1 protein-coding gene is annotated in these 781 nt (G+C 75.0%); it reads left to right on the top strand.

The window, feature by feature from the left end:
- Positions 1 to 781 (top strand): HAMP domain-containing protein (locus CH341_RS31625; protein ID WP_146604719.1); only part of this gene is annotated, 781 nt, incomplete at both ends.

The following is a 781-nucleotide window of genomic DNA, read 5'->3' as shown; positions in this document are numbered from 1 at the left end:
CCGGGCGCGCCGGCCGCCGTGGTGGAGGCCTTCCGCACCGCCCGCACCGGCATCGACGCGGCGAACCAGAAGATCGACCAGGTGGTCGCGAAGCTCGGCACGGGCACGGGCGCCGTGATGCCGCCGGCCGAATGGACCGCCACCTGCCAGGCGCCGTTCGACTCGATCGTCCAGGTCGCCATCCTGGCGCTCGACGAGGCGATCGCCCAGGGCGACCGCGACCGCAGCGCGGCCCTGACCAATCTCATCGTCCAGTCGGTCGCCTTCGCGGCGGCGCTGGCGATTGCGCTGTTCGGCTGGATCGTGGTGCGGCGCCGCTTCGCCGCGCCGGTGCGGGCGCTGCTGGTCGCCATCGGCCGGCTGCGCGAGCGCGACTTCGCCACGCCGGTGCCGCCGCCGGCCCACCAGGACGAGTTCGGCGCCATGGCGGTCGCGCTGGAGAACCTGCGCCAGTCGGCCGCGACGGCCGAGCAGCTCTCCGCGGCGCACGAGGCGTCGCAGCGCAGCCAGCTCGAGCGCGCCGGCACCATCGATGCGGCGTGCGAGAGCTTCGACAGCACGGCGAAGTCGGTGATCGGCAGCCTGACCCGCTCGGCCGGCGCGCTGCGCGACACCGCCAACGCGATGCGCTCCATCGCGGGCCGCTCCAGCGAAGAGGCCGCCGCCGTCTCGGCCGCGGCCGAGCAGGCCACCCTCAACGTCCAGGCGGTCGCCGCGGCGATCACGGATTTCCTCGACGGGTGGCTGGCCCGCTCGTGGGGCCAGCAGTCGAGCTTCGGCC

It is taken from the genome of Rhodoplanes roseus, assembly GCF_003258865.1.
Classification (GTDB): domain Bacteria; phylum Pseudomonadota; class Alphaproteobacteria; order Rhizobiales; family Xanthobacteraceae; genus Rhodoplanes; species Rhodoplanes roseus.
The sequence above is the reverse complement of the archived record's forward strand: the minus strand, read 5'-3'. Positions and strand labels throughout refer to the sequence as shown.